Raw genomic sequence first — 23,631 nt, forward strand, 5'->3', positions numbered from 1 at the left:
GTTTGGCGGGTTTGGCGGTGGTGGTGCCGGGCGCGGCCGTCGCAGCGCCCGGCTTGGGGGCTGCGGCGGCCACGGCTGCCGGCGCGGGCGCGCCGGGCAGCGGCGTGGCCACCCAGGGCGTGCCGCGCTCGCGGGCCAGGGCCTGGGCGTTGTTCATGGCCAGTTCCTGGGCGCTGCCCTTGCAGAGCCTGGCCGTGTCGCGCCACAGCGTCTCGCCGATCTGGCTCTGCAGCTGGCGTTCTGCCAGCGGCAGGGCGGCGCCGCTGTTGCGCAGCTTGCCGGAGAACTCGCGGGCGCGCTCGAAGGGCGGGGCGCAGAACTCGGCGTTGTGGCCGTCGATCTCGCTCTGCTCGCGGCGGCGCTGGGCGGTCTGCTGCTGGCTGCCGTTGCACTGCTCGGCGGCCAGTTCCCACATGCCCTCGGCCTTGCGGTAGAGGCTGGCGGCATCGGCAAAGCGGCGCTCGCCGAAGGCCGCGCGGGCCAGGTCCTGCAGCGAGCCGGCGTCGCGGTGGGCGCTTTCGCACTGGCTGCCGGACTGCAGCTTCTCGGCCAGGGCGTCGCGGGTCTTCTGGCTGTCGGCCAGGTTGCGTTGGGCGCGCTCACGGGCACGGCCGTCGCAGGTGGCGATGGCCGCGCCCCATTCGGCGACGGCCTCGTCGTAGAGCTTGACCAGGGCCTGCAGCGGCTGGTTCTGCGACTGCGCCGTGGCGGCGCGCAGGTCCGACGACAGCGCGCGGCTGGTCAGTTGGGCGCAGCTGGGCGGCGGCGGGGGCGGCTCCGGCGCGGGCTCGGAGGCGGCGGGTTCGGGCGCCGAAGCGGCACCGGCGGCGCTGGCCGCGGCTTCCGGGGGCGTCTGGGCCAGGGCTGCAGTGGCAGCCAGCAGCCCAAGGCAGAGGATGGCGGTGCGCAAGAGGCCTGTGTATTCGGGCCGAGCGCCGGGCCGCTCCCTAGCTGGCCCGCTGTGGCGATGTGCTTGCCGGTCAATCCGGCAAGTATCGCCGTCCCCGCGAGGGACCGACCGGGCTCGCCCGCGTTCAGCGGCGCGAGATTGGGCGAGGGGTCGTCTCATTTCTTGCGGGCTCCGGATTCGGCGGGCATCTCGAGCATGGCGTCGATGAGGCCACGCGAGAAGCGGTTGGCGCCGGGATCGTCGGGGCTGTCGAAGCTGAAGCTGCCCTGGGCCGAGGCCAGGGGCATGGCGCCGATCTCGCGGGCCAGCGAGTCGGCCTTGAAGCCGCCGAGCAGGGCGACGACCTCGGCCTCGAAGCCGCGCGCCGCGGCCACCTTGTTCAGCGCCTGCAGGCGCTCGGCATCGAAGAGGAAGGCATTGGCGGCCAGGCTGCGCTCGACCAGCTTCTGGTGCAGGGAGAAGCCGGCCAGTGGCGACGCGCCCAGGGCCGCCATGCGCGTGAAGGCCCAGCTGTCGGCGTAATCGAAGGTGGTGGCCGCGATGCGCGAGATGCCCGACAGCGAGCCGCGGTTGGCCGCCGCGGCCTGCATGACGTTGACGACCTGCTGGCGCGTCAGCTGCTGGGCGGCGTCGACCAGGCCTTCGCGGATCTTCTGCGCGGCAATGGCCTTGCCCTGCTCGATGAGCTGCTGCTTGAGGATCTCGCTGGCCACGTTGGCGGCGGCACTCTTGGCCGCGCTGATGGCGGCATCGGCGGCCAGGGCCGCGGCCTTGACGCCCGAGGCCAGCGTCGCCAGGTTGTAGAGGGTGCCGGCGATCTTGAGGGCGTAGTGGTAGGTCTTCATGCGGGCCCCGCCCTCTTCGGACAGGCCCTGGGTCCACAGCACCATCCACAGCGCCTCGTCGGGCGTCGGTTCGGCCAGGGTCACTTCCAGCGGATGCAGGCTGAGCAGCCAGTGGTAGTCCTGCAGCTGCGGCGTGTTGGGGGGCGCGAAGCGGGTGTAGCCGCGGCAGACCTCGAAGGGCCTGATCTGCACCGCCTTGCCCGCGGCCGTGCCGAGGGTGAAGGGCTTGCCGTTGTCGCGTGCCTCGGCCAGCCATTCCAGCAGCTTTTCGCCGTCGTCGCTGTTCTGGCCGGCGACATGGTTGATGCGCGTGCCCATGGGCAGCGGCGAGTCCTGGGTGACGGCGATGACGGTCACGCGTTCGTCCACCTGCAGGGCGCGCACCCAGGCGACGCGGTCGTTGTCGCTCCAGCCGGCGCTGGTCGCCACCGCGAAGGGCAGCTCCCACTGCTTGTCGCAGTCCTTGTCCTTCAGTGCGGCGCTGCGGGCGATGGCCGGGCGGATCAGGCGTTCGCCCGCGCCATAGGCCCGCATGCCGGCCAGCAGCGTCTCGTCGACCTTGCGGCCGTCGTCCACCGTGAACTTGGGGCCGGAGGCGCAGCCGGTCAGCAGCGCAATCAGAACAATCAGTAACAGGCGCATCGTGGCGCCGAGCCTAAGCGGTTGAACCCAGGAACGTCGCCGGTAGTTATCCCAGGCGGCGTGATGCCGTTTGCATGGAAGCCTAAACTGGCGGGTCGCGCCACAAGCGCCAGGAGTACGCCATGAACGCACGTGATCCCAACCTGCCCCTGCAAGCCGACGAGACCAGCGCACTGGGCGAATTTGCCGCCCGCGTCTGGGACGAGGAAATCGTCCCGGCGCTGACCGACTACATCGCCATTCCGGCCAAGAGCCCGATGTTCGACGCCGACTGGGAGAAGAACGGCCACATCGAGAAGGTGCTGACCCAGGCCGCCGCCTGGGTGGAGAGCAAGAAGGTCGCCGGCCTCAAGCTCGAAGTGGTGCGCATCCCGGGCCGCACGCCGGTCATCTTCTTCGAGGTGCCGGCCACCAAGGCGGGTTCACAGGACACCGTCGTCGTCTACGGCCACCTGGACAAGCAGCCCGAGTTCAGCGGCTGGCGCAACGACCTCGGTCCCTGGACGCCCAAGTACGAGAACGGCCTGCTCTATGGCCGCGGCGGCGCCGACGACGGCTATGCCGTCTATGCGTCCCTCACGGCCATCATGGCGCTGGACAAGCAGGGCATCCCGCGCCCGCGCTGCGTCGGCCTCATCGAGACCTGCGAGGAGAGCGGCAGCTTCGACCTGCCGGCCTACCTGGACCTGCTCGGCCCGCGTCTGGGCAATGTCTCCCTGGTCGTCTGCCTGGACTCCGGCGCCGGCAACTACGACCAGCTCTGGCTGACGACCTCGCTGCGCGGCATGGTGTCGGGCGTGCTGAAGGTCGAGGTGCTGGCCGAAGGCATCCACAGCGGCGACGCTTCGGGCGTCGTGCCGTCGTCCTTCCGCATCCTGCGCCAGGTGCTGGACCGGCTGGAAGACAGCAAGACCGGCCGCCTGCTGCCCGAGAGCTTCCACTGCGAGATCCCCGGCGCCCGCCTGGAGCAGGTGCAGGCGACGGCGGCCATCCTGAAGGAAGAGGTCTACAAGCGCATGCCCTGGGCCTGCGGTGCGGACGGCGGCCCGGTRCTGCCGGTGACGACCGACCCGGTCGAGGTGCTGCTCAACCGCACCTGGCGGCCGACGCTGTCGGTCGTCGGCGCCGACGGCTTCCCCGAGCTGAAGAATGCCGGCAATGTGCTGCGGCCCTACACGGCCTTCAAGCTCAGCCTGCGCCTGCCGCCGCTGATCGACGGCAACGAGGCCGCGCTCAAGCTGAAGACCCTGCTGGAAGACAACGCGCCCTACAACGCCAAGGTGACCTTCACGCCCGACGGCCGTGCCGGCGCTTACGGCGCGACCGGCTGGAACACGCCCGAGCTGTCGCCCTGGCTCAGCCAGGCGCTCAACGACGCCAGCCAGGCCCATTTCGGCGCGCCGGTCGGCTATATCGGCCAGGGCGGCACGATTCCCCTCATGAGCATGCTGCAGAAGGGCTTCCCCAAGGCGCAGATGATGGTCTGCGGCGTGCTGGGCCCCAAGAGCAATGCCCACGGCCCCAACGAGTTCCTGCATGTGCCCTATGGCAAGCGGCTGACCGCCGCGGTCGCCCAGGTCATGGCTGCGCACCCCTAAAGAAGCTGTGAACGAACCCCGCACGCCCGCTCATCCCGCCGCAACGCCGCCACTCGGCGTTGCAAATGCTCGCCGTAGTCCCTGCTACGGCTGTGCTTTGCGCCTTGATTGGCGACGCTGCGACGGTCTGCTCGGCCGCGCGGAGTCCATTCACAGCTTCTGATGGACCAGCTCCGCGCCATCAAGGTCTTTGTCCGCGTCATCGACGAGGGCAGTTTTGCCGCCGCCGCTCGGGGGCTGGACCTGGCGCCGGCCGTCGTCACGCGGCTGGTGGCCGAGCTGGAGGAGCACCTCGGCACGCGGCTCTTGAACCGCACGACGCGGCGGCTGTCGCTGACCGAGATCGGCGAGGCCTATCTGGAGCGGGCGCGGCGCATCCTGGCCGATGTCGACGAGGCCGCGGCGCTGGCGGCTTCGGCCACGCAGGAGGTGCGTGGCCTGCTGCGCATCCTGTGCCCGCCGGCCATCGCGGTGCACCAGCTCGCCAAGCACCTGCCCAAGTTCCACCGCGAGTACCCGCTGGTGACGCTGGAGATCACGTCTCCCGGCCCGGTCGACACGGTGAACGACGCCTACGACCTGACCATCTTCCTGTCGCGCGAGACGCTGGACGGTGACTTCATCGCGCGCCGCCTAGCGCGCAGCGAATTCATCATGTGCGCCTCGCCGGACTATCTCGACCAGCGTGGCCGCCCCCAGCATCCGCACGACCTCAAGCAGCACGACGCGCTGCTGCCGCCCACGCCGACGCTGATGCGCGGCCTGACGCTGCAGCGCGGTGACGGCACCGAGGAGATCACGCTGCCCATCGTGCCGTCGCGCGCCGCGCTGTCGACGACGCATATGGACACCAATTACGCCGCGGCCCTGCACGGCCTGGGCGTGGCGGGGCTGCCGAGCTTCATGGTGGAGGACGCGTTGCTGGAACAGGCGCTGGAGCGCGTCATGCCGCAGTGGCGGCTGTTCGGCACGACGCTGTGGGCCGGCATGCCGACGCGCAAATACGTGCCGGCGCGCACGCGGGCCTTCCTCGACTTCCTGCTGCAGATCTTCGGCGGCGAGGACAAGGACCCCTGGCTGGTCGCCGCGGGTTGCGCGACCTGCCCCTGATCACCGCAAGGTGAAGCCGAGCTCGAAGAATTCGGGGTGTCGGGCCTCAATGGCGCGCTTCAACGGCCCGAAAGCGACATAGCGGCTGGAGGTCTTGGCGATGTAGGCCCCCAGCCGGCGCTCCTCGGCATGGCCCTGGCCGAGCAGCACGAGGTGCTGGCGCAGGGCGCTCCACTCCAGCTCGCGCCAGTACTCGCCGAAGTCGGCCGCCAGTTCCTCGTCCAGCTGGCCCTCGGCGCGGCATTCCTGCCAGTGGCGCGCGGCCCAGTCGATTTCCTGGGCCTCGTCCCAGGCCAGTTCAGGTGGGCGCAGCAGCGCGGCCAAGGCGTCCGTCACGCTGCCCTGCGGCGCGTCATCGACGAGGCGGTGCAGCACGCCGTCCAGCCCTGCCTCGGCAATGCGGGCCAGGCCGGCGCGCAGCGTGTTCACATCGGGTGGCAGCAGCGTCGCGGGATGGGCGCGCAACTCGGCGCAGGCGGCGCGCATCAGGCGGTCGGCGTCGGCGGGGTGGGCGAGAAGGTCGGCCATCAGGCCGGCGGTCATGGCGGAAGTCATTGGGGGGAGGGCCCTCGTGGATAATGAAATTCTAAGAACCGCCGGCCCCGGCATCCTCACAGAATCCGAGCCTTGCCGTCCGTGCCGCGCTTCTCCCGATCCCCCTCACCGGCTCCACTGCCCCTCTTCGTCGCCCTGGCCCTGTGCGCCTGGGGGCAGGCGTCGGCCCAGCAGAGCGGCCCCGACGAGGCGCTGCCCCTGCGTGGCAGCCGCGTGCTGGGTCCGGCGTCCAAGGCGGGCGGCAAGCCCGCCCTGGTCATCAGCGCCAGCAAGGTGTCCGCCCAGCTGGATCAGAAGGCCGAGGGCCAGGGCGATGTCGAGCTGCGCTACGGCGAGCTGGTGCTGAACGCCGACAAGCTGGACTACAGCGTCGTCGACGACCTCGCCCGGGCCGAGGGCCAGGTGCGCATCAACCACAACGGCAATGTCTTCAGCGGCCCGCTGCTGCAGCTCTATGTGAGCCGTTTCGAGGGCGAGTTCCTGACGCCGCGCTTCTTCCTCGCGGCCACCGGCGGCGCCGGCAAGGCCAAGGTGCTGAAGTTCCAGGACAGCGAGCACATGAGCGCCACCGAGGGCAGCTACACCAGCTGCCCGGCCGTGGAGAACCAGGAACCCGCCTGGCAGATCACGGCCAAGCAGCTGCGCATGAACCTGGCCGCCAACGAGGGCCAGGCCGACGGGGCCGTGCTGCACTTCCTGGGCGTGCCCATCCTGGCGGCGCCCTCCCTGAGCTTCCCGCTCAGCTCGGCGCGCAAGTCGGGCTGGCTGCCGCCCAATCTGTTCCTGGACAACCGCAGCGGCCTCGAGTTCGGCGTGCCCTACTACTGGAACATCGCGCCGCAGCGTGATGCGACCTTCACGCCCTTCATCATGAGCAAGCGCGGCGTGGGCCTGGACAGCGAGTTCCGTTATCTGGAGCCCGGCCATGCCGGCCGCATCAACGTCGACCTGCTGCCCGGCGACCGCGTCTTCGGCAGATCGCGCTGGAGCTTGAAGCTCGACAACGACGGCCATGTTTTTGGCGATTGGCGCTACCGGTTCAAGAGCGAGCGGGTGTCCGACGACGACTACTGGAAGGACATGTCGCGCCGCGTCGAGAGCCAGACGCCGCGCCTCCTGGCCAACGACTTCACGCTGAACCGCCACCGCGAGCTGTCCTGGGGCGTCATCGACACTTATGCCCGCGTGCAGCGCTGGCAGGTCCTGCAGGGCGTCGACGCGCCTTTCGACTCGCCCTTCCAGCGCAGTCCGCAGGTCGGCGTGCGCGTGACGACGGCCGCCGACGAGGCGGTGCTGGACAGCTTCCGCCCCTGGGGCCGCAAGGCGCGGCTGGAGGGGGGGCTGGAGCTGGAATACAACCGCTTCGACCTGCCGAGCTCGGCCCTGGCCGGCCAGCAGCGCGGCGGCCAGCGCGTGCATGCCCTGGGCCATGTGAGTGCGCCGCTGGGCGGCGAGGCCTGGTGGTTCATTCCGCGGGCGTCCTTCAACGCGGCCGCCTACGACCTCGACCAGACCCAGCCCGACGGCCGTCGCCGCATGAGCCGGGTCATCCCGACGCTGAGCATCGACCATGGCTGGGTCTTCGAGCGCGACACGACGCTGCTGGGCCGCGACTACCGCCAGAGCCTGGAGCCGCGCCTGTTCTACGTGAACACGCCCTTCCGCGACCAGTCCACGCTGCCCAGCTTCGACTGGGCGGCCAAGGACTTCAACTTCGACTCCATCTACACCGACAACCAGTTCTCGGGTGTGGACCGGGTGTCGGACCTGCATGCGCTGAGCGCTGGCGTGACCAGCCGCTGGATAGGCACCAACTCCGGCGAGGAAATCCTGCGCCTGGGCGCCGTGCAGCGCTTCCTGTTCCGCGACCAGAAGATCACGCCGGACGGCCAGCCCGTCACGCAGCGCTTCTCTGACCTGCTGCTGGCCGCCGCCGCCCACCTGGACGAGAAGTGGTGGGCCGACGGCACGCTGGAGTTCAACCCCGAGACCAACCGTTCGGTGCGCTCGGTGCTGCGCGCGCGCTATTCGCCCGGCCCCTACAAGACCGTCAGCGTCGCCTATCGCCTGGCGCGGGCGCAGAGCGAGCAGGTCGAGCTGGCCTGGCAATGGCCGATCTACGGCACGCCCGTCACCTCGCGCGGTGCCGACAGCAAGGCCTGTGGCGGCGCCTGGTACAGCGCCGGCCGCGTGCAGTACTCGCTGCGCGACCGCCGCCTGACCGACTCGGTCATGGGCTTCGAGTACGACGCCGGCTGCTGGGTGCTGCGCTGGGGCGTCGAGCGGCTGTCCACCGGCCGGGCCGAAACCAACACGCGGCTGATGCTGCAACTGGAGCTCGTCGGCCTGTCACAGCTCGGTTCGAACGCCCTCAAGGTCTTGAAGGACAATGTCCCCGGTTACCGCAGGCTGAGCTCCGACCGCTCACCGAGTTCAGATTTCCAACCATGATGCATCGCCTCGCTCCCCATTTTCTTGCCGTGACGCTGGCCTTGGCCGCTTTCCAGGCCCAAGCCCAGACACCCACGCTGCAGCCGGGGGACTACATCGCCGCCGTCGTCAACCAGGACGTCGTGGCCGCCAGCGAGGTCATCCAGCGCACCGAACGCCTGCGCCAGGAGGCCCGCCAGAAGGGCGAGGTCATGCCCGAGACGGCCGGCCTGCGCAAGCAGGCGCTGGAGGCGCTGATCGAGGACCGCGTCCTCGTCACCTACGCCCGTGAGAACGGCGCGCGCATCGACGAGGCCGAACTGGACCGAGTCGTCGCCAACGTGGCCGCCCAGAACAAGCTGACGATGGCGCAGCTGCGCGAGCGCCTGAAGGCCGACGGCACCGACTACAAGAGCTTCCGCGAGAACCTGCGCGACCAGATGATGACGGAGCGCGTGCGCGAGCGCGAGGTGCAGGGGCGCATCAAGGTGACCGACGCCGAGATCGATGCCTACCTCGACAAGAAGCGCGCCGCGCTGGAGCAGGGTGGCCAGATCAACCTGGCCCAGGTGCTGGTGCCGGTGCCCGACGGCGCGCCGGAAAGCGTCGTCGCCGAACGCCGCGCCCGCGCCGAGGCCGCGCTGGCCCGCGTCAAGGGCGGCGAGGACTTCGCCCGCGTCGCCCGCGAGATTTCCGAGGACGGCAACAAGGCCAAGGGCGGCGAGATCGGCCTGCGTCCGGTGGACCGCCTGCCCGACCTCTTCGTCAATGCCACCAGCGGCCTGAAGAGCGGCCAGGTCGCCCCCCAGGTGTTGCGCAGCGGCGCGGGCTTTCACATCCTCAAGGTCGTCGAGCGCCAGGGCGCGGCGTCCATGACGCAAAGCACGCAGACCCATGCGCGCCACATCCTGCTGCGCCCCTCGGCCCAGCTCACCGCCGAGGTCGCGGCCCGCCGCCTGGCCGAGTTCAAGCGGCAGATCGAGGCCGGCCAGGCCAAGTTCGACCAATTGGCCAAGGACAACTCCGAGGACGGCAGCGCGCCCGAGGGCGGCGACCTCGGCTGGATGGGGGCCGGCGGCTTCGTGCCCGAGTTCGAGGAAGCGATGAACGCGCTGCCGCTGAACGGCATCTCCGGCCCGGTCGTGTCGCGCTTTGGCGTGCACCTCATCCAGGTGCTGGAGCGCCGCACGGTCGACGTTGAGGTCAAGCAGCTGCGTGACCAGGCCCGTGGTGCGCTGCGCGAGCAGAAGTACGACGAGGCCTACCAGGAGTGGGTCAAGGATCTGCGCAACAAGGCCTTCGTCGAAGTCCGCGAATGGCTCGACTGAGCGGCTCCCACATCCCGCGCAAGCGCTTCGGGCAGCATTTCCTGACCGACAAGGCGCTGATCGAAGCCATCGTCGACCTGATCGACCCGCAGCCCGGCGAGACCCTGGTCGAGATCGGCCCCGGCCTGGGGGCGATGACGCTGCCCTTGCTGGCGCGCATCCCCAAGGGCTCCGTGCCGCTGACCGTCATCGAGCTGGACCGCGACCTCGCCGCGCGGCTGCGCAAGCGGGACGACGTCGAGGTCATCGAGAGCGACGTGCTCAAGGTCGACTTCAAGGCGCTGGCCGCCACCAAGGCCGCCAAGCTGCGCGTCGTCGGCAACCTGCCCTACAACATCTCGACGCCCATCCTCTTCCACCTGCTGGAGGCCGTGGACGATGTCGTCGACCAGCACTTCATGCTGCAGAAGGAAGTCGTCGACCGCATGGCCGCCGGGCCGGGCGGCAAGGACTACGGGCGCCTCAGCGTGATGCTGCAGTGGCGCTATGGCATCGAGTCGGTACTGGATGTGCCGCCCGAGGCCTTCGACCCGCCGCCACGCGTGGACTCGGCCATCGTGCGCATGCAGCCCCTGGCCAAGCCGCCGGCGGTGGACCCGGCGCTGCTGGGGGCCTTGGTCGCCAGCGCCTTCTCGCAGCGCCGCAAGCTGCTGCGCCACAGCCTCGGCCGCTGGCTGACCGAGCGCGGCTACTCGGGTCACTTCGACCTGCAGCGCCGCGCCGAGGAGGTGCCGGTCGACGAGTTCGTGGCGCTCGCCCTCAACGTCTCAGAAACGACAAAGCCCGCTTGAAGCGGGCTTTGTCTCCTCCAGCAGCTGCAGCGGAACCGGCTTTGCCGGGCCGCTAGCAGCGCCCCCTCGGGGGGCCGGCGTCAGCCGGTACGGGGGGTCTCATTACGCGGCGTTCAACCACATCGACGTATCAAAGGCGCTGCACATCATCGGCATGTTCATGCCGAAGTTGGGGTTGCCAATTGCTGCCTTCGCGCTTTTCGGCGCGGGCTTCTCAATAACCGGGGCCACTTCAGCAGCCCGCTCCCATGACCCGTTATCTTGGGAGCGGGCTACTGAAAAGAATAGAAACAGCGGAAGGAGATCTTCCTGTCGGCCCAGTAGTCGGCCGTATCGCGGAAGACATCGAGCAGCTGCTCGCGCGCCTCGCGGTCGAATCGAACGTTGTCTGGCAACTGCTCAAGCACGACGACAAAGCCCGGCTGGCTGCCAGACTTGTGAACGAGGTCGGTCATGCAGTCATGCAGGGCGTCCAGGTTCTTGCCGAAATGCGCGGGAAACAGGAAGGCCTGCGCGATGCCGTCCAGCACGTCCTGCTTGGACTGCGCCTCCGACAGATTGGCGTACAGGAAATGCTGGCCCGCTTCGTGGGCGGCCTGCATCAAGTCCTCGACCCGGTAGGCCCTTATGGCCTGCACGATATTGGGACGGACGGTCTGCAAAAGCATGGTCGCGATCCTCCTTTCAAGTCACAAAACTGCTGAACCTGGACCTTCACCGGCCCGCTGCGGCGCGGATGCGCTTGAAGCTGGCATAGTGATCGTCGGTGTAGTAACAAACTTCGGGCGCTGTCGGCGGCGTGCCGCCGCAGACGAGGCGACGGGCGCCCCGATTGCGCGATCCGGGGGTCTTGACCGTGTATTCGCGGTAGAAGCCGCGCGCCTTGCGGGGCAGCAGGCGCTCACGATTACCGAACACCACGCCGTCCTTGGTTTGGGGAAACGGGCCGCCGGCGAGAACGAGCCGGTGGGTTTCCTGGGCCTGGGCGGGCAGCTCGCTCAGCGAAATATCAGCCAGAGCGGGCGTTGCGGTGGGAGGTGTTTCCTTGGCTTGCGCGCCTCCGGCCAGGCCGGAAAGCAGCAGGGCGGTGGTGACCGCCGAGGCGCCGGAGCGCGCCAGCCACGAGAGCAAAAACACGGGTTAACCCTGAACGGAAAACCGATATGGTACCGAAGCGACCCCAAAAGCTCAAGCTGCAGACCGGCGCCGAAGTCAGGAATAAGCGGATGTGAGCCTGCGCTCACACCCGGCTAAGTGCTTGTTTTTACTGGCGGCGTGACGGTTGCATGACGCCGTTTTCGGTCGTGAAAACTTCTGTCAATTGGGGGAGTCCGGGCGCTTTTACGCTGTTCCGGCATGGAACCGCGGCCGGCTTCAGGTGCGCGCCGCGTTGGCGTCGGCGACGGTCAGGGCTGTCATGTTGACGATGCGGCGCACGGTGGCCGAAGGCGTCAGGATGTGCACGGGCTTGGCCGCGCCCAGCAGCACCGGGCCGATGGCAATGCCACCACCGGCGGCCGTCTTCAGCAGGTTGTAGGAGATGTTGGCGGCGTCGATATTGGGCAGCACCAGCAGGTTGGCTTCGCCGGTCAGCGGGCTGTTGGGCATGATCTGCTTGCGGTAAGGCGCGTCCAGCGCGGTGTCGCCGTGCATCTCGCCGTCAACTTCCAGCCAGGGAGCGAGCTGCTGCAGCAGTGCCAGCGTGTCGCGCATCTTCACGGCCGAGGGCTTGTCGCTGGTGCCGTAGTTGCTGTGCGACAGCAGCGCGGCCTTGGGGCTAAGGCCGAAGCGGCACATCTCCTGCGCGGCCATCACGGTGATCTCGGCGAGCTGCTCCGCGGTCGGGTCGTAGTTGACGTGGGTGTCGACCAGCATGACCTGGCGACCGGGCAGGATCAGCCCGTTCATGCAGGCGTACGTCTTCACGCCGGCGCGCTTGCCAATGACCTGGTCGATGTACTGCAGATGGGTGGCCGTCGTGCCCCAGGTGCCGCACAGCATGCCGTCGACCTCGCCCTTGTGCAGCAGCATGGCGCTGATCAGCGTCAGGCGGCGGCGCATCTCGATCTTGGCGAGCTGCTGGGTGACGCCCTTGCGCTCGGTCATGCGCAGATAGGTCTGCCAGTAGTCGCGGTAGCGCTCGTCATGCTCGACGTTGACGACGTCGTAGTCGCGGCCCTGCTGCAGGCGCAGGCCGAAACGCTCGCAGCGCTCGGCGATGACCTCGGGTCGGCCGATCAGCGTCGGCCGGGCCAGGCCCTCGTCGACGACGACCTGGGCCGCGCGCAGGATGCGCTCCTCCTCGCCCTCGGCATAGGCGACGCGCTTGTTGGGCGCCCGCTTGGCCGCGGTGAAGATGGGCTTCATCGTGTTGCCCGAGGCATAGACGAAGCTCTGCAGCTTTTCCCGGTAGGCGTCCCAGTCCTTGATCGGGCGGGCCGCCACGCCGGAGTCCTCCGCGGCCTTGGCGACGGCCGGCGCGATGCGCATCATCAGCCGCGGATCGAAGGGCTTGGGGATGAGGTATTCAGGGCCGAAGCTCAGCGTGGCGCCCACGTAGGCGGCGGCGACCACTTCGCTCTGCTCGGCCTGGGCCAGTTCCGCGATGGCCTGCACCGCGGCGATCTCCATCTCGACGTTGATCGTCGTCGCGCCCGAGTCCAGCGCGCCGCGGAAGATGTAGGGGAAGCACAGGACGTTGTTGACCTGGTTGGGGTAGTCCGTGCGGCCCGTCGCCATGATGGCGTCGCTGCGCACGGCCTGCACTTCTTCCGGCAGGATCTCGGGCGTCGGGTTGGCCAGCGCGAAGATCAGCGGTTGCGCGGCCATGGTCGCCACCATGTCGGCCTTCAGCACGCCGCCGGCCGACAGGCCCAGGAAGACGTCGGCGCCGGCGATGGCTTCGCGCAGGCTGCGCTGCGCCGTCGGCTGGGCGAACACCGCCTTGTCCGGGTCCATCAACTCGGTGCGCCCCTCGTAGACGACGCCGGCCAGGTCGGTGACCCAGATGTTCTCGCGCGGCAGGCCGAGCTTGACGAGCAGGCCCAGGCAGGCGAGTGCCGCCGCACCGGCGCCCGACGTGACGAGCTTGACCTGTTTGATGTCCTTGCCGACGACCTTCAGGCCGTTCAGGAAGGCCGCGCCGACGACGATGGCCGTGCCATGCTGGTCGTCGTGGAAGACGGGGATCTTCATGCGCTCGCGCAGCTTGCGCTCGACGTAGAAGCAGTCCGGCGCCTTGATGTCCTCGAGGTTGATGCCGCCGAAGGTCGGTTCCAGCGCGGCGATGCAGTCGACCAGCTTGTCGAGGTCGTTCTCGGCCACTTCGAGGTCGAAGACGTCGATGCCGGCGAACTTCTTGAACAGGACGCCCTTGCCCTCCATGACCGGCTTGGACGCCAGCGGCCCGATATTGCCCAGGCCCAGCACGGCGGTGCCGTTGGAGACGACGGCGACGAGGTTGCCGCGCGAGGTGTAGCGGAAGGCGTTGGCCGGGTCGGCGACGATCTCCTCGCAGGCCGCCGCTACGCCGGGCGAATAGGCCAGCGCCAGGTCGTGCTGGTTGACGAGTTGCTTGGTCGCCGCGATGGCGATCTTTCCGGGAGTCGGGAACTCGTGATATTCCAGAGCGGCCTGGCGGAGTTGGGCGCGTTTTTCTTCTGAGCTGAGCATGGCGTGGTCACAAGTTCCGACGGGGTCTGGAATCATGCCACCGAGGGCAGGCCGGGTCGCTGTGGATCTCCACAAGGTCTAATCGCGGCCATGGGCGAGTTTGATCTGATCCGGCGCTATTTCCAGCGCCCCGCGGGCGGTGGTGTCGAGGTGGGCGTGGGCGACGACTGCGCCGTGCTCGTGGCCACGCCGGGCGCGCGCTGGCTGGTTTCCAGCGACATGCTGGTCGAAGGCCGGCATTTCCTGTCGACGGTCGACGCGGCGCGGCTCGGCCACAAGGCGCTGGCCGTCAACCTGAGCGACCTGGCCGCCTGCGGCGCGACGCCGCGAGGCTTCACATTGGCCCTGGCCCTGCCGCGTGTTGACGAAGCCTGGCTGGCCGGTTTCGCCCGTGGGCTTTGGGCCCTGGCCGACGCCCATGCCTGCCCGCTGATCGGCGGCGACACGACGCAGGGACCGCTGAATATCTGCATCACCGTCTTCGGCGAGGCGCCGCCGGGGCAGGCCCTGCTGCGCAGCGGCGCGCGGGTGGGCGACGAGATCTGGGTGTCGGGGCGGCTGGGCGATGCGCGCCTGGCGCTGGAGGTGTTCCGCGGCACGGTGGCGTCGGAGGGCGCCGGCTTTGACCACGTGCGGGCCGCCATGGAGCTGCCGACGCCACGCGTCGCGCTCGGCCAGGCGCTGCGCGGCATTGCGACTTCGGCCATCGACGTGTCGGACGGCCTGCTGGGCGACCTCGGCCACATCCTCGCGGCCTCGCGTGTGGGTGCGCGTCTCGATGTGGATGCGCTGCCGCGCAGCGAGGTGCTGGCCGCGCAGCCGTTGGCGTTGCAGCGCGAATGCCTGCTGGCCGGCGGCGATGACTACGAACTGGTCTTCACGGCGGCGGCCGGTGCCGTATTGCCCGAAGTGGGTGTGGCGCTGACGCGCATTGGCGTCATCCAGGCCGAGCCGGGATTGCGCGTCGTCGATGCCCGTGGCACGGCGGTCGAGCATGGCCTGCGCTCCTTCGACCACTTCAAGTCATGAGCGGTGCACCTGTTCGCCCGACCGTGAGCTTCATGCTGCGCCACCCGGCGCGCTGGATCGCACTGGGCTTCGGCAGCGGCCTGAGCCCAAAGGCGCCCGGCACCTTCGGCACGCTGTGGGCATGGGGCGTGTTCCTGCTGATTTCGCCGTGGCTGACCGACCTGTCATGGGCGCTGCTGATCGGTGTTGGCACTGTCGTCGGCTGGTGGGCCTGCACGCGCACGGCGCGCGACATGAACACGCCCGATCCCGGCTCCATCGTCTGGGACGAGGTGCTGGCCTTCTGGCTCATCCTGTGGCTGATCGCGCCCACGGGATGGCTCGGCCAGCTCGTCGCCTTCGGGCTGTTCCGCTTCTTCGACGCCGCCAAGCCCGGACCGGTGGGCTGGGCGGACCGTCTCTTCAAGGGCGAGCGCGGCGCGCCCGTCAGCTGGGCCCAGGGCTGGGGCATCCTGTTCGACGACTTCGTTGCGGCCGGCTGTACGCTTGCCGTCATTGCGCTCTACCGCTATCTCCTGGGGTGATGCCATGTTTGCCGACGACTACGAACTGATCGACCGCATCGCCGTGGCCTTGATCCAGCGGCGTGAACACATCGGCACGGCGGAGAGCTGCACCGGCGGCCTCATCGCCGCGGCCTGCACCAGCCTGGCCGGCTCCAGCGCCTGGTTCGAGCGCGGCGTCGTCAGCTACAGCAACGAGGCCAAGGCCGAGTTGCTGGGTGTGCCCAAGGGCCTGATGGCGCTGCACGGCGCGGTCAGCGCCGAAGTGGCTGAGCACATGGCGCGCGGGTTGCTCGCCCATGCCCCCATCGACTGGGCGCTGGCCGTCACCGGCGTCGCCGGCCCCACGGGTGGCAGCGAGGCCAAGCCGGTCGGCACGGTCTGGCTGGCGCTGGTGCATGCGGGGCGGCCGGCCCAGGTCTGGCGAGAGAACTTCTCGGGCGACCGCCAGGCGGTGCGCCTGCAGACGGTGACGGCGGGGCTCACCGCGCTGTGCGAAGCCCTCGAGGACCGCGATAACTAGCCGAGTTTGGCGATGACGCTCTCGGTCGTGACGGCCGAGGTGTCGGGTGGCTGCCAGCTCCCGGCCCAGGCGATGAACTGCTCCTGCGGCATGGGCTTGCAGATGTAATAGCCCTGGCCCTCGTCGCAACCCAGGCGGGCCAGCATGGCCCAGGCCTTGACGGTCTCCAGGCCCTCGGCGACGACGCTCAGCCCGAGGTTGTGGGCGAGCTCGATGGTCGAGCGCACGATGCGCGCGTCGTCGAGGTCGCGCTCCATCGCCATGACGAAGCTCTTGTCGATCTTCAGCTCATCCACCGGCAGGCGCTTCAGATAGGCCAGCGACGAATAGCCGGTGCCGAAGTCGTCGATGGACAGCTTGAAGCCCATGGCATGCAGATGCTCCAGCGTGGACAGGGCCCGCTCGGGGTCGTCCATGATGGCGCTCTCGGTGATCTCCAGGCACAGCGAGCTGGCCGGCACGTCCAGCGGCGTCAGCATGGCCTCGATCTTGGCCGGCAGGTCCTGGTCCATCAGGTCGCGCGTGGACAGGTTGACCGACAGCCGCAACGTCAGGCCGGCGTCTGCCGCCTGGCGCGCGAACCTGGCCGCGTTGGACAGCACCCAGGCGCTGAGCAGGCGGATGAAACCGGTCTGCTCCGCAAACGGGATGAACTGCATCGGCGGCACCAGGCCGCGCGTCGGATGCTGCCAGCGCACCAGCGCCTCGGCGCCGAGGATCCTGCCGTGCTGCAGGTCGATCTTGGGCTGCAGATACAGGCGCAGCTCGTCCTGCTCGACGGCGTGGCGCAGCTCGGTCAGCAGGGACAGCGACTCCTGGCTGCCGGCGTCCAGTTGGGCGTGATAGATCAGGCTGCCGCACTGGCGGGTCTTGGCCGCGTACATGGCCAGCTCGGCGCGGCCGAGCAGCAGGTTGACGTCGTGGCCATGCTCGGGAAAGAGGGCGATGCCGATGCCGGCACCGAGGTCGATGGTTTCGTTGTCGATCTGCAGCGGCCGCTCGAAGTCCTTCAGGATGGCCAGGGCCGCCTCGCTGGCGGCGTGGGCATCGGTGTGGGCCAGCAGCACGGCGAACTCGTCGCCCGACAGCCGCGCGAGCACGGAATGCGCCGGCGCACACAGCGCCTGCAGGCGCTCGGCCACGCTTTGCAGCAGGCGGTCGCCGACATCATGCCCAAGCACATCGTTGACATGCTTGAAGCGGTCCAGGTCCAGCATCAGCACGGCGCCGGGCGTGTCGCTGTTGGTCAGGTGGTGCTGCAGGAACTCGGCAAAACGGGCGCGGTTGGGCAGCAGCGTCAGCTGGTCGACGTAAGCCAGGTTGTTGACCAGGGCGTCACGGCGGCGGATGCCCTCGCGCATGCTCTCCAGCGCCAGGGCCAGCTTGTGCACCTCTTCCAGGCTCGAGGTGGCTGGCACGGGCGTGTCGTAGTCGCCGCGTTCCAGCCGCCTGGCCGAGGCCGACAGCGCGGTGATGGGGCCGCTGATGCCGCGCGCCAGCAGCACGCTGACGAGGGCGAAGACGACGACGCCCAGCACCGTCAGGCCGAGCAGCACGAGCTGCAGCTGCTGATAGGGCGCCAGCGCCACGTCCAGCGAGCGCAGCAGCATCACGCCCAGCGGCTGCTCGCCGCCGATCAGCGGCACGAAGCGGGCGCGCATGCGCTCGCCGGCCAGTTCCAGGATGCCGCCGGCCGGTGCCGCGCTGCCCAGGCCGGCGCGCAGGGCCGCGGCCGCGCCTTCGTCGAGGTTGCCGACGATGCCCTGCCAGGGCTGGGCCGGGCTTTGCAGCAGCACGACGCTCTGCAGTTCGGACAGCGCGCGCAGGTCGTCCAGCACCTCGCGGTCCAGTGCGAAGGCCATCAGCACCCAGCCCACCGGCGCCGGCGTGCGCACCTGCACGGCCACCACCTGGTAGACCTGGTTGCCCTGCACGACGAGAGCGGCGCCGTCCTTGCTGGTCACCAACTGGTTGAGGGCCGTGCCGAAGGCTGCCGCACCGTCGCGCGTGGCGGCCACGAGGTGCTGCCCGTCGTCGAAATAGGCGACCACCGACGCGCCGACGCGCTCGCCCTGGTTGACGAGGGCATCCTTGATGGTCTCGACGGTGCCGGCCTCGGCCAGCGACAGGCCGACCGTGCTGCGAAAACCATAGTCCTTGGCCAGCAGCTCGGCCGCGTCGCGCAGCTTGCCGGCGCGCTGGTCGAGCAGGCGGCGCAGCACACGCTCGCCGGTCTGCAGCTCGGCGGCCAGCGATTCGTCGGCGTTGTGCGTGATGCTGGCGTGGATGGCGCCGAAGCTGACCAGCTGGACGACCAGCAGCAGCGCCAGGAAGAGGGCGACGATGCGCCCCTCGAGGCGGCGCAGATTCAGCCAGGCTGGCCAGCGCATTGGGGGCGTTACTCGGCGAGGGTCAGGGCCATGGTGCCCCCGCCCGCCGGTACGTCGAGCTTGACGCTCTGCAGATTGGGCGACTTCTGGCCGCTGTGCCAGGCCTTGACGACGTGCTCGCCCGCCGGCAGGTCGAACGCCACCTGGCCCTTGTCGTCGGTGCGCCCGAAGGTCGGCGTGTCGACGACGACGATGTGGGCGCTCATGCGGTCATGGATGTTGCAGCCCAGCGTCGCGACGCCGGGCTTGTCGAACACGACGGGCTCGGCCGGCGTGCCCGAATAGAGCTTGATGTCGATGACCTTGATGGGCGAGAACGAATAGACGTGATGCCGCACCGTGTCGAAGTTCGGGAAGTTCACCGCCGTGCCCGTCTGCACGACAAGCAGCTGGGGCGTGAACTGGCGGTCGCGCTGGCCCATCTCGGCCTTGGCCGTGGTGGCCTTGCCGGTGCGACCCTTGACTTCGACTGCCACCGCCGCGTTGGCCAGCGGCTGGCCATTGGCGCCGCGCAGCTGCACGGTGACGGGCACGGCGTGCACAGCGAGGGGACTCAGGGCGAGCGACAGGGTGGCGAGACGGCGAAGGGTCATGGCGGAGGAACTCCCACCCCGACGATAGCCGAATCGCGCAAGGCGGACAGCCGGAACTGGCCCTAGAGAAACCGTTGCGGCGCGAAGGCCGCGGGTGGCAAGTCCTGCTGCGTCGCCCAGGCCGCCGCCAGCTGTGCCGTCGCGGCCGCCTGTGTCAGTCCCAGATGCCCGTGACCAAAGGCGTAGAACAGCCGGCCGTCGGCCGGCGAGGGGCCGATGACGGGCAGCGAGTCTGGCAGCGAAGGCCGGCAGCCCATCCACTGCGTGCCGCCCTCGGTGTGCAGGCCGGGCAGGAAGCGACGGGCCTGGGCCAGCATCGCGTCGGCGCGGGCGTAGTTGGGCGGCGCCTGCAGCCCGGCGAACTCCACGGCGCCGCCCACGCGCACGCCACCGGCAATCGGCGTGACGACGAAGCCATGGCCGGGGAAGGTCAGCTGCCGCTGCAGCGCGAAGGCGCCGGGCGGCAGCGTGGTGTTGTAGCCGCGCTCGGTTTCGAGCGGAAAGCGCTCGCCCAGGCTGGCCGCCAACTGGTGCGACCAGGGCCCGGCGCATAGCAGCACGCGCTGCGCCAGCAGCGGCGAGCCGTCGCCCAGTTGCAGCAGCAGGCCGCGGGCCTCGGGCAACAGTGCCTGTGCTTGAGCGCGCGCCAAGCGGCCGCCGCGGGCGATGAAGGCCTGGGCGAGGCTCTGGCACAAGCGCAGTGGGTCGTCGACGGTCTGCCAGTGCGGCACAAAGACGCCATGCCGCAGCGCCGGACTCAGGCCGGGCTGCAGTGCGGCGAGGCTCTCGCTGCCCTCGAGGTTTTGGTAGGCGACGCCATGCTCGGCTCGCTGCGCCCAGCCGGGTTGTGCCGCGCGCCATTGGGCTTCGGAGACGTAGAGATGCAGATTGCCGCCGTCGCGCAACTGGTCCTCGGCGCCGGCCAGCCGCAACAGCGCCGGCCACTCGTCGGCCGACTGCGCCAGCAACGCGGCCTGGGCCTGGGTGCTGGCGGCCACGCGGGCTGTGCGGCTGGCGCGCCAGAACTGCCACAGCCAGGGCAGCATGGCCGGCGCATAGGCCGGCCGCAGGCTCAGCGGTCCGAGCGGGTCGAGCAGCCAGCGCGGCGCCTGGCGCAGGATGCCGGGCGAGGCCAGCGGCAGCACGTCCGAGAAAGCCAGCGCGCGGGCATTGCCGCGGCTGGCGCCGGCGGCCAGCCGCTCGCGCTCGATCAGCAGCACCTGCTGGCCAGCGGCCTGCAGGCGCAGCGCGCAAGCCAGGCCGATGATGCCGCCGCCAATCACCAGCGTCTGCACCGAACGCATGCCGCCCTCCAGCGGCGGCAGCTGTTCCCAGTCGGCGTTTGTCATGCCTGAAGGTAGCCCGTCTTGACCGTCGTGTAGAACTCGGCCGCCATGCTGCCCTGTTCGCGCGAGCCCAGGCTGCTCGCCTTGCGGCCGCCAAAGGGCACGTGATAGTCCACGCCGGCCGTGGGCAGGTTGACCATCACCAGCCCGGCCTGGGCGCGGCGGCGGAAGGCCTCGGCGTGCTTGAGCGACTGTGTGCAGACGCCCGCGGCCAGGCCGAATTCGGTGTCGTTCGCCATTGCCAGACCGGCCTCGAAGTCGGGCACGACCGTCAGGCTGGCCAGCGGGCCGAACGCCTCGACGCGGTCCAGCCGTGTGCCGGGCCGCGCGGGCATCAACAGGGCCGGAGCCAGGAAATGGCCGATCGTCGGCCGCATCGGGCGCTCGCCGCCGCAGAGCACCTCGGCGCCCTCGGCCAGCGCGGCCTCGATCTCGCGCTCGACGACCTCGCGTTGCGCGGCATCGGCGCAGGGGCCGACCTGCGTCTGCGCGTCGAGCGCATGGCCGACGCGCAGGGCCCGCGTGGCCTTGATAAGGGCGTCGCGAAAGCGCGCCGCGATGCCGGCCGTGACGATGAGGCGGCTCGAGGCCGTGCAGCGCTGGCCGGTCGAATAGAAGGCGCCCTGCACAGCGCAGTTCACGGCCTGGTCGAGGTCGGCGTCGTCCAGCACCAGCAGCGGGTTCTTGCCGCCCATCTCGAGCTGCAGCTTCTTCAGCCTGAGGCCGCAGTCGGCCGCGAGGCGCCGTCCCACGGCCTGCGAGCCGGTGAAGCTGATGGCCGCGACCTGCGGGCTGTCCACCAGCAGCGGTCCTGCCACGGCGCCGCGCGCAAGCACCAGGTTGAAGACGCCGGGCGGCAGGCCCGAGCGCTGCACGATGTCGGCCAGGGCCCAGGCGCTGGCCGGCGTGCGCTCGGCGGGCTTGAGCACCAGGGCATTGCCGTAGGCCAGTGCCGGGGCCACCTTCCACGCGGGAATGGCGAGCGGGAAGTTGAAGGGCGTGATCAGGCCGACGACGCCCAGTGGCTCGCGCGTGACCTCGACGCGCACGCCCGGCCGCACCGAGTCCAGCAACTGCCCGGCCTGGCGCAACGCCTCGCCGGCAAAGAACTTGAAGATCTGGCCGGCGCGGCCGACCTCGGCGATGGCCTCGGCCAGGGTCTTGCCCAGCTCGCGCGCCAGCAGCCGGCCGAGCTCTTCGCGGCGGGCCAGGATCTCGGTGGCGATGCGGTCCAACACGTCCGCGCGTTGCTGCGGCCCGCTGGCGGCCCAGACGGGCGCGGCCTCGGCGGCGGCGGCGATCGCGGCCTGCACGCCGGCCGCATCGGTCTCGAAGGCCGTGCCGACGGGATCGGCGAGGTCGGACGGGTTCTCGTTGGGCACGGGCGTGCCGCCCGGCCACCACTGGCCGGCAATCAGGCTGCGGAATTGCATGATCAGAAGAGGCTGTGAATGAACTCCACGCGGCCGAGCAGGCCGTCGCGGCGTCGCCAATCAAGGCGCAAAGCGCAGCCGTAGCCGCTGCTACGGCGAGCATTTGCAACGCCGAGTGGCGGCGTTGCGGCGGGAGGAGCGGGCGTGTGGGGTTTGTTCACAGCCTCTCAGGCAGCTTGGGGCGCGTGGCCAGCGCCTTGTGGATGACGGCCTCGACCTGGGCGCGGCGCTCGCCGGCCAGCGGCAGGCGCGGGGCGCGCACGCGCTCGTTGGACTGGATGGCCAGGGCTTCGGCCAGCTTGATGTTCTGCACCAGATAGCTCGACACGTCCAGGTCCAGCAGCGGGCGGAACCAGCGGTAGATGGCCAGCGCCTCGGCCAGCCGGCCGGCCTTGACGAGGCGGTAGACGGCCACCGTCTCGGCCGGGAAGGCGACGACCAGACCCGCCACCCAACCCTGCACGCCGGCGCACAGCGCCTCGAAAGCCAGGTTGTCGACGCCGGTGAAGACGGCGTAGCGGTCACCCAGCCGGGTCAGGATCTCGGTGCTGCGGCGGATGTCGTCGCTGCTTTCCTTGACCGCGACGAAGCGGCGGTCGTCGGCCAGTTCCTCCAGCAGATCGGTCGTCACATCGACACGGTAGGCGATGCGGTTGGAATAGATCATCACCGGCAGGTCGGCAGCAGCGGCGATGGCACGCAGGTTGGTGGCCGTTTCGCGCACGTCGGTGTGATAGATGGTGCTGGGCACCACCATCAGGCCGTCGGCGCCGGCGCGGGCGGCCTTCTCGGCCAGGGCGCAGGCTTCACGCGTGCCCGCCTCGGCCACGGTCAGCAGCGCGGGCTTCTTGCCCGCAACTTCCTTGGCCAGGCGGAACACCTGCAGGCGCTCGTCGTGGCTGAGCATGGGGCCTTCGCCGAGCGAGCCGCAGGCGATCAGGCCGTCGCAGCCGGCCGCCATCTGCAGCGCGAAGCAGCGCTGCATCTCGGCAGCGTCCAGGCTGCCGTCTTCGTTGAACTTGGTGGTGACTGCGGGAAAGACGCCTTGCCACATGGTGTGGGTACTCCGGTTGGGTGATGACTGGCGCGCAGCATATTGCATATTGGATCCAATTTGCAAGGTTGGATCCAATCCTGCCGACCGCACGGGGTGCCGGTTCACAATGGTGGCATGCCCGACACGCCCCTCATGCTCGCACGCACCACACCCGGCCCTTCGGCGGGCGACCAGGTCTACGAGGCCCTGCACCGCGCCATCATCACGGGCCAGTTCAAGGACGGCGAGCCGCTGCGCCAGGAGGAGCTGGCGCGCCAGTTGCATACCAGCCGCATCCCCGTGCGCGAGGCGCTGAACCGCCTGGAGCAGCACGGCCTGGTGCAGATCAAGCGCTATCACGGCTACACCGTGGCCGGGCACAGCCGCGCCGAGGTCGAGGAGCTGTGCCGCTTTCGCGCGCTGCTGGAAGGCGAGCTGATTCTGAACGCCGTGCCGCGTCTGCAGGCCGGCGCGCTGGCCGAGGCCAAGAAGCGTTGCCAGGCCTTCTCCAAGGAGAGCGACCCGGTGCGCTGGGGCGAGCTGAACCGCGACTTCCACTGCGCTCTCTATGCCAAGGCGGATATGCCCCACCATCTGCAAGCCGCGGTGGCAGCGCTGGACCGCACCGAGCGCTACCTCGTCGACCAGCTGCAACTGACCGACGGCCGAGCCCAGGCGCGTGCCGAGCATCTGGCCATCCTGGAGGCCTGCGTGGCGGGCGACGCCAAGACGGCGGCGCGCCTGACGCGCCAGCACATCCTGGGCGCCTGCGAGCGCTACTCGGCCTATATGCAGGCCCAGGAGGCAGAGCCGGCCGCGCCGAAGAAGCGCCGCGTTCGCGCCGCCTGATTTCTTCGTCCCGAGACATCTCGGGGACTTCCCGAGGATCGCGGCCCT

General features: G+C 69.7%; 20 protein-coding genes. 9 read left to right on the plus strand and 11 right to left on the minus strand.

Going from position 1 to position 23,631, the window contains the following annotated elements; genetic code table 11:
• Both AC1D2H_RS28805 and AC1D2H_RS28810 read right to left on the minus strand, forming a co-directional pair.
• Positions 1-910: hypothetical protein (locus tag AC1D2H_RS28805; protein WP_478013268.1), on the minus strand; the 910-nt coding region annotated here is incomplete at its 3' end.
• Positions 911-1,065: 155 nt separating this feature from the next.
• Entirely contained in the window at positions 1,066-2,397 is a 1,332-nt protein-coding gene (locus AC1D2H_RS28810) for a hypothetical protein (protein WP_478013269.1), read from the minus strand.
• Between the two features lie 122 nt (positions 2,398-2,519).
• On the opposite strand from AC1D2H_RS28810, the gene AC1D2H_RS28815 reads away from it, so the two are divergent.
• Both AC1D2H_RS28815 and AC1D2H_RS28820 read left to right on the plus strand, forming a co-directional pair.
• Entirely contained in the window at positions 2,520-3,995 is a 1,476-nt protein-coding gene (locus tag AC1D2H_RS28815) for a M20 family metallopeptidase (protein ID WP_478013270.1), read from the plus strand.
• Between the two features lie 162 nt (positions 3,996-4,157).
• Positions 4,158-5,105, plus strand: a complete 948-nt coding sequence (locus tag AC1D2H_RS28820) for a LysR family transcriptional regulator (protein ID WP_477934960.1) — start codon at positions 4,158-4,160, stop codon at positions 5,103-5,105.
• Here AC1D2H_RS28820 and AC1D2H_RS28825 read toward each other — a convergent pair whose 3' ends face one another.
• Positions 5,106-5,648 carry a hypothetical protein gene (locus AC1D2H_RS28825; protein ID WP_478013271.1) on the minus strand — a complete coding sequence of 181 codons (543 nt, stop codon included), beginning with the start codon at positions 5,646-5,648 and terminating at the stop codon, positions 5,106-5,108. It abuts the gene before it with no gap.
• Positions 5,649-5,741: 93 nt separating this feature from the next.
• Between AC1D2H_RS28825 and AC1D2H_RS28830 the strand changes: the two genes are divergently transcribed.
• Genes AC1D2H_RS28830 through rsmA form a run of 3 tightly spaced genes read left to right on the plus strand, consistent with a single transcriptional unit; the run spans position 5,742 to position 10,209 of the window.
• Positions 5,742-8,111 (plus strand): LPS-assembly protein LptD, encoded by a 2,370-nt coding sequence (locus tag AC1D2H_RS28830; RefSeq protein WP_478013286.1) that lies wholly within the window; start codon positions 5,742-5,744, stop codon positions 8,109-8,111.
• Positions 8,111-9,418, plus strand: coding sequence for a peptidylprolyl isomerase (locus tag AC1D2H_RS28835; protein ID WP_478013272.1), 1,308 nt, complete (start codon positions 8,111-8,113; stop codon positions 9,416-9,418). Before AC1D2H_RS28830 ends, AC1D2H_RS28835 begins: the two co-directional genes overlap by 1 nt.
• Complete coding sequence (gene rsmA / locus AC1D2H_RS28840; RefSeq protein WP_478013273.1) at positions 9,406-10,209, plus strand: 16S rRNA (adenine(1518)-N(6)/adenine(1519)-N(6))-dimethyltransferase RsmA; 804 nt, start codon at positions 9,406-9,408, stop codon at positions 10,207-10,209. The genes AC1D2H_RS28835 and rsmA overlap by 13 nt, the downstream gene beginning before the upstream one ends.
• Before the next feature lie 272 nt (positions 10,210-10,481).
• On the opposite strand, the gene AC1D2H_RS28845 is transcribed toward rsmA, so the two are convergent.
• From AC1D2H_RS28845 to AC1D2H_RS28855, 3 genes are all read right to left on the minus strand, one after another.
• Positions 10,482-10,877, minus strand: coding sequence for a barstar family protein (locus AC1D2H_RS28845; RefSeq protein ID WP_477934952.1), 396 nt, complete (start codon positions 10,875-10,877; stop codon positions 10,482-10,484).
• Positions 10,878-10,923: 46 nt separating this feature from the next.
• Entirely contained in the window at positions 10,924-11,346 is a 423-nt protein-coding gene (locus tag AC1D2H_RS28850) for a guanyl-specific ribonuclease (protein WP_477934950.1), read from the minus strand.
• A 237-nt stretch (positions 11,347-11,583) separates the two neighbouring features.
• Complete coding sequence (locus AC1D2H_RS28855) at positions 11,584-13,881, minus strand: NADP-dependent malic enzyme (protein WP_478013274.1); 2,298 nt, start codon at positions 13,879-13,881, stop codon at positions 11,584-11,586.
• Between the two features lie 90 nt (positions 13,882-13,971).
• Between AC1D2H_RS28855 and thiL the strand changes: the two genes are divergently transcribed.
• From thiL to AC1D2H_RS28870, 3 genes are read left to right on the plus strand one after another with little or no spacing between them, the layout of a single operon-like run.
• Positions 13,972-14,910: a thiamine-phosphate kinase gene (gene thiL / locus AC1D2H_RS28860; RefSeq protein ID WP_478013275.1), complete on the plus strand. Its 939-nt coding sequence runs from the start codon at positions 13,972-13,974 to the stop codon at positions 14,908-14,910.
• A gap of 32 nt (positions 14,911-14,942) precedes the next feature.
• On the plus strand, positions 14,943-15,434 hold the full coding sequence (locus AC1D2H_RS28865) for a phosphatidylglycerophosphatase A family protein (protein WP_478013287.1): 492 nt from the start codon (positions 14,943-14,945) through the stop codon (positions 15,432-15,434).
• A 4-nt stretch (positions 15,435-15,438) separates the two neighbouring features.
• Entirely contained in the window at positions 15,439-15,936 is a 498-nt protein-coding gene (locus AC1D2H_RS28870; protein ID WP_477934942.1) for a CinA family protein, read from the plus strand.
• On the opposite strand, the gene AC1D2H_RS28875 is transcribed toward AC1D2H_RS28870, so the two are convergent.
• From AC1D2H_RS28875 to AC1D2H_RS28895, 5 genes are all read right to left on the minus strand, one after another.
• On the minus strand, positions 15,933-18,326 hold the full coding sequence (locus tag AC1D2H_RS28875) for a putative bifunctional diguanylate cyclase/phosphodiesterase (RefSeq protein WP_478013276.1): 2,394 nt from the start codon (positions 18,324-18,326) through the stop codon (positions 15,933-15,935). The genes AC1D2H_RS28870 and AC1D2H_RS28875 overlap by 4 nt on opposite strands.
• Positions 18,327-18,334: 8 nt before the next feature.
• Entirely contained in the window at positions 18,335-18,919 is a 585-nt protein-coding gene (locus AC1D2H_RS28880) for a methylamine utilization protein (RefSeq protein ID WP_478013277.1), read from the minus strand.
• Between the two features lie 62 nt (positions 18,920-18,981).
• Positions 18,982-20,268, minus strand: a complete 1,287-nt coding sequence (locus AC1D2H_RS28885) for an NAD(P)/FAD-dependent oxidoreductase (protein ID WP_478013278.1) — start codon at positions 20,266-20,268, stop codon at positions 18,982-18,984.
• A complete protein-coding gene (locus AC1D2H_RS28890) occupies positions 20,265-21,698 on the minus strand; it encodes an aldehyde dehydrogenase family protein (protein WP_478013279.1) in 1,434 nt (477 codons plus the stop codon). The genes AC1D2H_RS28885 and AC1D2H_RS28890 overlap by 4 nt, the downstream gene beginning before the upstream one ends.
• Before the next feature lie 157 nt (positions 21,699-21,855).
• On the minus strand, positions 21,856-22,752 hold the full coding sequence (locus AC1D2H_RS28895) for a dihydrodipicolinate synthase family protein (protein WP_478013280.1): 897 nt from the start codon (positions 22,750-22,752) through the stop codon (positions 21,856-21,858).
• Positions 22,753-22,869: 117 nt separating this feature from the next.
• On the opposite strand from AC1D2H_RS28895, the gene AC1D2H_RS28900 reads away from it, so the two are divergent.
• Positions 22,870-23,583 carry a GntR family transcriptional regulator gene (locus AC1D2H_RS28900; RefSeq protein ID WP_478013281.1) on the plus strand — a complete coding sequence of 238 codons (714 nt, stop codon included), beginning with the start codon at positions 22,870-22,872 and terminating at the stop codon, positions 23,581-23,583.
• Positions 23,584-23,631 lie beyond the last annotated feature (48 nt).

Source organism: Roseateles sp. P1_C1_2 (genome assembly GCF_056406535.1).